Origin of the sequence: Neobacillus sp. 19 (assembly GCF_049463095.1) — a bacterium.
GTDB lineage: Bacteria > Bacillota > Bacilli > Bacillales > Cytobacillaceae > Neobacillus.
In genome coordinates this window covers 42,812-51,229 of the sequence record NZ_JBMPZU010000045.1, presented here as the reverse complement: position 1 = coordinate 51,229, position 8,418 = coordinate 42,812, and the positions used below count along the sequence as shown (strand labels likewise).

The following is an 8,418-nucleotide window of genomic DNA, read 5'->3' as shown; positions in this document are numbered from 1 at the left end:
TGTTATGTTTATCTACTTCGTAGGTGAAGCCATATTTAACCCAAAATTCAACAACCTAGATAGGCGTTTTCGCATTTATCGTGAAACGCTTTCGCGTTTTTCGTGCACCACTTCAAACAGACACTATGCTTACTATAGTAACGATGAACTGCATGACATCTTAATTGAGGCGCAGACAGAAACAGATCAGGCGAAGCGGAATGAGCTTTATAAGAAGGCACAAGAAATCGTCCATGAAGATGCTCCATGGGTGCCGCTTGTTCACTCAACACCGCTATTGGCTGCATCAAAGGATGTTCTAAATTACATCCCGCATCCAACCGGTTCGGAATGCTTAAGCAAAGTTGAATTTAAATAATCTTTGGAGAAAAGGGGAGGGACTGTATTGCCTCCCCTTTTCTTAAAGTTAATAATTTTTTTATAAAAAAGAGGTGATTGTCATGTTAACGTATACCGTTCGGCGAATTCTTGCGTTATTTCCGGTATTAATCGGGATGACACTTGTTGTTTTTGCCATTATTCATGCGATTCCCGGGAATCCGGCCCAAGTCATTCTTGGACAGAGGGCAACGAAAGAAGCGATTGCTAATTTGACAGCACAACTTGGATTGGACAAGCCATGGTACATACAGTATTTCGATTATATAAAATCTCTGCTGCAGGGTGATTTGGGTGTATCTCTCGAAACCAGGCTGCCTATTAATCAAGAAATATGGCCTTACTTAGCTGCCACATTGGAACTAACCATAGTAGCCATGATCATCGCCATCATTATTGGCGTTAACGCGGGGATCATCAGCGCATGGTTTTCCAATTCATGGTTTGATTATATCGCCATGGTGCTCGCTCTAATCGGCGTGTCAATGCCGATTTTTTGGCTTGGCTTAATGGAACAATGGGCTTTTTCGATTGAATTAGGCTGGCTGCCGACCACGGGTAGAGAGGATGTAAGGGATCCGATTACGGCGATAACCAACCTTTATATGATTGATACATTACTTCAGGGCAGATTTGATCAATTTGTAACCGTTATCAAGCATATTATTTTACCAAGCATTGCCCTAGCCACCATCCCGATGGCGATTATTGCAAGGATGACAAGGGCAACCATGCTTGAGGTAATGAAATCTGATTATATTCGCACCGCGAGGGCAAAAGGACTTAGGATGTTCTGGGTTGTGTACAAGCATTCGCTTAAAAATGCTATTATCCCCGTGCTGACAGTTATTGGTCTTCAAACAGGCCTCTTATTGGGTGGAGCCATTTTAACAGAAACCATCTTCAGCTGGCCAGGAATTGGCCGTTATCTTTACGATGCAATTGGCTATCGTGATTATCCCGTTATTCAGTCCGGTATCTTAATCATTGCAGCCATCTTTGTCCTCATTAATCTAATTGTGGATCTATTATATGTCTTCGTGGATCCAAGAATAAAATATTCTAAGTAAGGAGGGATCTAGTGTGGCAGAACTGGCAAAAAACACTGCAGATGTCTCGCCGATACTGACCGAGGACAAGCAGATTTCTCCATGGAGAGAGGCGTGGCAATCCTTTTATAAAAATCGATTAGCACTGGCAGGATTATGTATTGTCCTCTTTTTTATCATTATTGCCATCATCGCACCGTTGATCGCGCCTTATGGCTTTAAAGAGGTGGTATTGGCTGACCGGATGCAGGCACCATCAAGCAAGCATTGGTTCGGCACCGATGATTTCGGGCGCGATATTTTTTCACGAGTCATTTATGGGGCGCGGATATCTTTATGGGTTGGATTTTTTTCGGTATTAGGATCTGTTATCTTTGGGACGTTGCTTGGAATTGTCGCCGGATACTATGGGCGCTGGGTGGATGCGATCATCTCGCGTATCTTTGACGTCATGCTGGCCTTTCCAAGCATCCTGTTAGCGATTGCCGTTGTTGCAATCCTTGGACCATCACTGAAAAATGCTCTAATTGCAATTGCTGTAATCAACATTCCTAATTTTGGCCGGCTCGTCAGATCAAAGGTGTTGAGTGTGAAACAAGAGGAATATATCATGGCGGCCCGAGCCGTCGGAATGAAAGATACAAGAATACTCTTAAGACATATTTTACCTAACAGCATTTCGCCGGTAATTGTTCAGGCTACATTGGCGATTGCGACAGCAATCATCGAAGCAGCTGCCCTAGGGTTCCTCGGATTAGGTGCCCAGCCCCCAACACCGGAATGGGGGAAAATGCTGGCCGACTCTAAAAATTACATTACAAACGCACCATGGACTCTATTTTTTCCAGGGATGGCGATCATGCTGACGGTGCTTGGATTTAACTTAATGGGTGATGGATTACGGGATGTCCTTGATCCGAAAATGAAAAACTAGGAGGTGATCTTTCACTGCCTAGTTTTTTGTGTTTATAGAATAATTATCCTACACTTATTTAGGAATACCCTACTATAGCAACTTTAACTAATGGTTGTTTTTAAATAGAATTTAGGGCTATAATAATTCCAATTAAATATACTGAAATTTCTAGGAATTATCCTTTAGGGGGATTGAAAAAGGTTGAATAATGATAGAGAAAAAAGCATTGTATTTATAGGATTCATGGGTGTCGGGAAAACAACAATCGGCAAGCTGGTAGCTCAAAAAATGGGCCGTGATTTCATTGATGTAGATGAAGAAATTGAAAAGGAATATAAAATGAAGGTATCAGAAATTTTTGCCGAAATTGGTGAAAAGGCCTTTCGTGAAAAAGAGAAAAGTGTCATTACCAGTCTATGCGAACAGAAAGGCAAGGTTTTATCTTTAGGCGGCGGTGCCTTTTTGCAAGAAGACATCAAAAAGGTTTGTATGTCTTCTAGTTTTGTTATTTTCCTAGATTTATCTTTTGAAAATTGGCAAGAACGGATCAACCTAATCATTGACAGCCGCCCGGTTTTGCAAGGAAAGTCATTTGCCGAAATGGAAGAGCTTTTTTATAAAAGACAGGAATTTTATGTGAATCATCATTTAAAGGTGGATACCGATAACAAGGACGCAGAAGAAGTTGCCGATTTAATAATAAATGCTTTAATCGAGAAGGTGTGATGATGAAAAAAACAGTAACCGTTAAAGGGCTGACAATTGGTGAAGGTGCACCGAAAATCTGTGTCCCTATGGTTGGGAAAAATCTTGTGCAATTAAAAGATGAAGCAGCGTATTTAAAAAACTTGGATTTAGATCTTGTTGAATGGCGTGTTGATTTTTTTGAACATGTGGAACAAATTGAGAAAGTGAAGGAAGCATTGACAGAAATCCGTGGCATTCTTTTGGAAACTCCAATAGTTTTTACGTTTAGAAGTGCAAAAGAAGGCGGCGAAAAGGCAATCAGCGCTTCTTACTATTTTGAATTAAACAAGGCCATTGCAAAAACTGGCTTGGTGGATATCATTGATGTTGAGTTGTTTAATGAGGAAAATGATATCAAAACAGTAATTGAAACGGCGCATGCACACAAGGTCTTTGTTATTATCTCTAACCATGATTTTCATAAGACACCATCAAAAGAGGAAATTGTTTCTCGCTTACGTAAAGCACAGGAATTAAAAGGAGATTTACCGAAAATCGCTGTAATGCCAACAAGTGCGGCTGACGTACTGACACTCTTAGATGCAACCAACACTATGAACGAACAATACGCCGATAGACCCATTATTACCATGTCCATGGCAGGCACGGGAGTCATCAGCCGCCTAGCCGGCGAAATATTTGGTTCAGCACTGACCTTTGGGGCGGCAAAGAAAGCATCTGCACCTGGTCAAATAGACGTAGCCGATTTACGGAAGGTAATAAACCTTTTACATTCAAATTTATAAACAAAAAAGTACTACCCTTAGTTAAAGAATTTTTAATGCTATGGAATTTGAAGGGACATTGATGTGTTCCTTCTTTTATTTGTAAAAATGAATAAAAAATGCATAATTTTTTCTGTAATTAATGTAAGCGTTTGCATAAATAAATTATTAATTTATTTATAAAAACTGAAAATTTAAGTTGTTTTACCGTTGCATAATTATATATACGTATGTATAATAATTCATTATAAAAGGAACGCGGGAGTTGAAAATATTTGAAAGCTTGTATTATTGGTGGTACTGGTTATGGCTCAATTGAACTTATTCGGCTAATTAATAAACATCCATATTTAGAGATTGGTACCGTTATTTCCAATTCCCAATCGGGAACTAATTTTAGCGATATATATCCACATCTTACAAACATAGTAGAACAGACACTTGAAACTTTTGATGCAAAAAAAATTTCGGAAACAAATGACATAGTGTTTTTAGCAACACCCTCTGGTGTGAGTTCCAAACTTGTCCCATCCCTTATAGAAAATGGCATTAAATGTATTGATTTATCGGGTGATTTCCGTTTGGAATCTTCGGAAGACTACGAAAAGTGGTATAAACATATACCAGCAGATGAGGAATATCTTAAACAGGCAACCTATGGTTTAAGCGAAATATACACGGAAAAAATAAAGACTGCTAACATAATTGCCAATCCCGGATGCTATCCGACTGCGACGACACTTGGACTTTTACCGATTCTTAAAACTGAATTGGCTGATGAAAAAACAATCATCATCGATGCAAAATCAGGAGTATCGGGAGCAGGAAGAGGACTTTCTTTAACAGCACATTATGCGGAAATCAATGAGAATCTTAGAGCGTACAAATTGGGTGCCCACCAGCATATTCCAGAAATTGAACAAGTGCTTCAGGATGAAACAGGCAATCCAATTACTGTCACTTTCTCGACACACTTGGTACCTATGACACGGGGAATCATGTGCACGATATATGTAAATTTAAAAGAAAATCTTTCTACTAATGAGATTCACCAAATATACAGTGAGTTTTATAAAAATAAACGATTTGTTAGAGTTAGGCCGGAAGGAAATGTACCGGCGACAAAAGAAGTTATTGGCTCAAACTATTGCGATATCGGCCTACATGTTGATCCAAGAACCAATTGATTAACGATCATTTCCGTCATCGACAATTTAGTAAAAGGTGCGGCTGGCCAGGCGATTCAAAATGCAAATATAATGAACGGCTGGGATGAACAGGCAGGACTTGAATTTATCCCAATGTACCCATAAAGAGTACTAGTTTTATAGTCAAACAGAGGAATTTAAAGGGGGAAAAAAAATGACACAGGCAATATCAACAAATGAAATCACTATCCTAGAGAAAGAAAGTGTTACTCTGCCTAAAGGCTATAAAGCTGGCGGTATGCATTGTGGAATAAAAAGAAAAAGACTTGATTTAGGGTATATTGTTTCCAAAGTACCAGCAACTGTTGCGGGGGTATATACAACTAATTTATTTCAGGCAGCTCCACTTACAGTTACCCAAGAAAGTATTGCAATAGAAAATAAAACACAAGCGATACTCGTTAATTCAGGTAACGCAAATGCCTGCACTGGCGAGCAAGGAATCGCTGATGCACTTGAAATGCAAAAGGAATTCGCTAATGAACTAGGAATTCAAGAACATTTAGTTGCCGTTACATCAACAGGGGTAATCGGTGAACTTTTACCAATGGATAAAATTAAAACGGGCATTAAGCAAATACTGCAGAATGAATATGAAAACGAAGAAAACTTTAAACAAGCAATCTTAACAACAGATACATGTAAAAAGGAAATTGCCGTACAGTTTGCTATTGACGGAAAAAAGGTGAGCATTGGCGGTACATCCAAGGGGTCTGGAATGATTCATCCGAACATGGCAACAATGCTTGGTTTCGTCACAACAGATGCAGATGTTGCCCATGAGGATCTTCTAAATGCATTAAGAGAAGTTACAAACACAACATTCAATATGATAACCGTTGATGGTGATACCAGCACGAACGACATGGTGTTAGTAATGGCAAACGGCCTAGCTGAGAATAACCAACTGACAAAAGAACATCCTGAATGGGATATTTTTAAACAAGGCTTACAAATTGTTTGTGAATCACTTGCTAAAAAAATTGCCCGCGATGGCGAAGGAGCAACAAAGCTAGTTGAAGTGCAAGTTGACGGGGCATATAGTCTGGATGCAGCAAGAGCAGTTGGAAAATCAATCATTTCTTCTAATCTTGTAAAAACAGCTATTTATGGTACGGATCCAAACTGGGGAAGAATCGTTACGGCAATTGGCTACAGCGGTGTACCAGTAAAACCAAATGCAATAAAGGTTTCAATTGGGCCTTTCACTGTATTCGAAAACGGTCTGCCAAGTCAATTTGTTGAAGAAGAAGTAAAGGAATACTTAGAATCAGAAAATGTCAAATTGATTGTTAAATTAAACCAAGGTGATTACAGTGCAACTGCCTGGGGATGTGATTTAACGTATGACTACGTGAAAATCAACGCATCCTACCGCACTTAAGGGGGAACTGGAATGAAATATTTAGTCATTAAGTGTGGTGGTAGTGTGTTAGATAATCTGCCAAGGTCATTTTTCGAAGATGTGGTTAAAATGCACCAATCTGAAGAGTGGACGCCTATTATAGTACATGGCGGCGGACCGCTTATCACCTCACTGTTAAAAAGCCTAAACGTTGAAACCAAATTCGTGAATGGTCTCAGAGTAACGGACCATAAAGTTTTAGATGTAGTGGAAATGGTCTTAAGTGGATCTGTAAATAAGCAAGTTGTCCGAAATATTGTTGAGGTCGGAGGAAACGCCGTTGGCATTAGTGGTGTCGATGGCGGCCTTCTTAAGGCAATACCCACGGAAAATGCCAAAACACTAGGTTTTGTCGGAGACGTTGTGGAAGTAAATCACAGCGTCATAGAAGGTATTGTCAATCAAGGATATATTCCTGTCATCTCCCCAGTTGGAATCGATGCAAGCGGCCAGCGTTACAACATTAACGGTGACATCGCCGCATCTGCCATTGCCAAAGCTCTAGGAGCGAACCTATGCTTTATCAGTGATATTCCAGGGATTTTAGTCGAAAAAGATGGTGTGAAAACCAAAGTTGATAAAGTATCAAAACAAATTATTGAAGAAATGATTGATAATCAAACGATATACGGCGGTATGATTCCAAAGGTAAAAGCTGCAATTGACGGTCTTGTACATAATATACCAGAAGTAGGAATCATCAACGGTTTTGAGAAAAATAGCTTACTAGATTATACAAACGGTAAAAAAGTCGGAACAAAAATAGTCTTAGAAGAGGTGATTGCATAATGGCGACGAATACATCTGTCTCTCAAATCTCACCAGTAATGGCAACGTACGCCCGCTTCCCGATTACCCTTACAAAAGGAAAAGGAAGTTATGTTTGGGATGACCAAGGAAACCAATATTTAGATTTTACTTCGGGGATCGCCACCTGTAACCTTGGCCATGTTCCCGACTCGGTAAAAGAAAAACTCGAAGAGCAATTGCAGAATTTATGGCACTGCTCAAATCTCTACAACATTCCGAACCAAGAGCAGTTGGCAGGCTTACTTACTGCTAATAGCTGCGGTGATCAAGTTTTCTTCTGCAATAGTGGGGCAGAAGCAAACGAAGCGGCCATCAAGTTAGCAAGAAGATATGCCAACAAGGTTAAGGGCAGCGGTTCAGCGGAAGTCGTCACCTTCCAGCAATCATTTCATGGCAGAACCTTAGCCACCTTAACGGCAACCGGCCAAGAAAAAATCCAACAGGGATTTTCACCACTCATGCCGGGGTTTAGCTACCTGCCGTTCAACGACAGCGAAGCACTTGATAAACTTTCGAAAATCAAACCAGCAGCGGTACTACTGGAGCTAGTCCAAGGCGAAGGCGGAGTTATTCCTGCAAATCCGGAATGGGTAAAAAAACTTGCCCAAATGTGTAAAGAGAACAATATCTTGCTCATGGTCGATGAAATTCAAACAGGCATCGGCAGAACGGGCACCCTTTTTGCCTACGAGCAATACGGCATTGAACCGGATGTCATCAGCATTGCCAAAGGTCTTGGCTCAGGATTTCCAATCGGCGCGATTATTGCCAAGGAAGAAGCAGCCAAAGGCTTTGAACCAGGCAGCCACGGCAGTACATTTGGCGGAAATCCATTAGCTACAGCAGCAGGGGTTGCTACTGTTACCTATATCCTTACTAGTAAATTATTAGAATCGGTAAATGAAATGTCGGCGTACCTCGACCTTCAACTTCAAGGTTTCAAGGAAAAGTACTCACTAATAAAAGAAATCCGTGGCAAAGGACTATTAAAAGGATTGGTTGTCGAGGGTAATGCCGGAGAAATAGTCCAAAAGGCAATCAAAAATAACCTACTTATTTTAACAGCGGGTCCGAATGTTTTACGGGTATTACCACCGTTAACGGTAACAAAAGAAGAGATTAACGAGTTTGTAAATATATTGGAAAATGTATTCCGAAGTACAGAGAAAGGCGTGTGATT

7 protein-coding genes and 2 pseudogenes are annotated in these 8,418 nt (G+C 40.2%); all 9 read left to right on the top strand.

The window, feature by feature from the left end:
• Positions 1-358: pseudogene (locus ACO1D1_RS14305) on the top strand (hypothetical protein); the annotation flags it as partial.
• An 82-nt stretch (positions 359-440) separates the two neighbouring features.
• Complete coding sequence (locus ACO1D1_RS14300) at positions 441-1,448, top strand: ABC transporter permease (protein WP_423336286.1); 1,008 nt, start codon at positions 441-443, stop codon at positions 1,446-1,448.
• A 13-nt stretch (positions 1,449-1,461) separates the two neighbouring features.
• Positions 1,462-2,361, top strand: a complete 900-nt coding sequence (gene nikC, locus ACO1D1_RS14295; RefSeq protein ID WP_149869075.1) for a nickel transporter permease — start codon at positions 1,462-1,464, stop codon at positions 2,359-2,361.
• 183 nt (positions 2,362-2,544) lie between these two features.
• Positions 2,545-3,069 carry a shikimate kinase gene (locus ACO1D1_RS14290; protein WP_263315295.1) on the top strand — a complete coding sequence of 175 codons (525 nt, stop codon included), beginning with the start codon at positions 2,545-2,547 and terminating at the stop codon, positions 3,067-3,069.
• A gap of 2 nt (positions 3,070-3,071) precedes the next feature.
• A complete protein-coding gene (gene aroD, locus ACO1D1_RS14285; RefSeq protein ID WP_149869076.1) occupies positions 3,072-3,836 on the top strand; it encodes a type I 3-dehydroquinate dehydratase in 765 nt (254 codons plus the stop codon).
• A 254-nt stretch (positions 3,837-4,090) separates the two neighbouring features.
• Positions 4,091-5,128, top strand: a pseudogene (gene argC, locus ACO1D1_RS14280) (N-acetyl-gamma-glutamyl-phosphate reductase).
• 49 nt (positions 5,129-5,177) lie between these two features.
• On the top strand, positions 5,178-6,407 hold the full coding sequence (gene argJ, locus ACO1D1_RS14275; RefSeq protein ID WP_149869078.1) for a bifunctional glutamate N-acetyltransferase/amino-acid acetyltransferase ArgJ: 1,230 nt from the start codon (positions 5,178-5,180) through the stop codon (positions 6,405-6,407).
• A gap of 12 nt (positions 6,408-6,419) precedes the next feature.
• Entirely contained in the window at positions 6,420-7,217 is a 798-nt protein-coding gene (gene argB / locus ACO1D1_RS14270) for an acetylglutamate kinase (RefSeq protein ID WP_149869079.1), read from the top strand.
• Positions 7,217-8,416, top strand: coding sequence for an acetylornithine transaminase (locus ACO1D1_RS14265; protein WP_149869080.1), 1,200 nt, complete (start codon positions 7,217-7,219; stop codon positions 8,414-8,416). Before argB ends, ACO1D1_RS14265 begins: the two co-directional genes overlap by 1 nt.
• Positions 8,417-8,418: the final 2 nt, after the last annotated feature.

What these genes read in the sequence shown, in the direction of transcription:
- ACO1D1_RS14300 (WP_423336286.1), top strand. Translation starts at nt 441, where the DNA reads ATGTTAACGTATACCGTTCGGCGAATTCTTGCGTTATTTCCGGTATTA.
- ACO1D1_RS14265 (WP_149869080.1), top strand. Translation starts at nt 7,217, where the DNA reads ATGGCGACGAATACATCTGTCTCTCAAATCTCACCAGTAATGGCAACG.
- argJ (WP_149869078.1), top strand. Translation starts at nt 5,178, where the DNA reads ATGACACAGGCAATATCAACAAATGAAATCACTATCCTAGAGAAAGAA.
- argB (WP_149869079.1), top strand. Translation starts at nt 6,420, where the DNA reads ATGAAATATTTAGTCATTAAGTGTGGTGGTAGTGTGTTAGATAATCTG.
- aroD (WP_149869076.1), top strand. Translation starts at nt 3,072, where the DNA reads ATGAAAAAAACAGTAACCGTTAAAGGGCTGACAATTGGTGAAGGTGCA.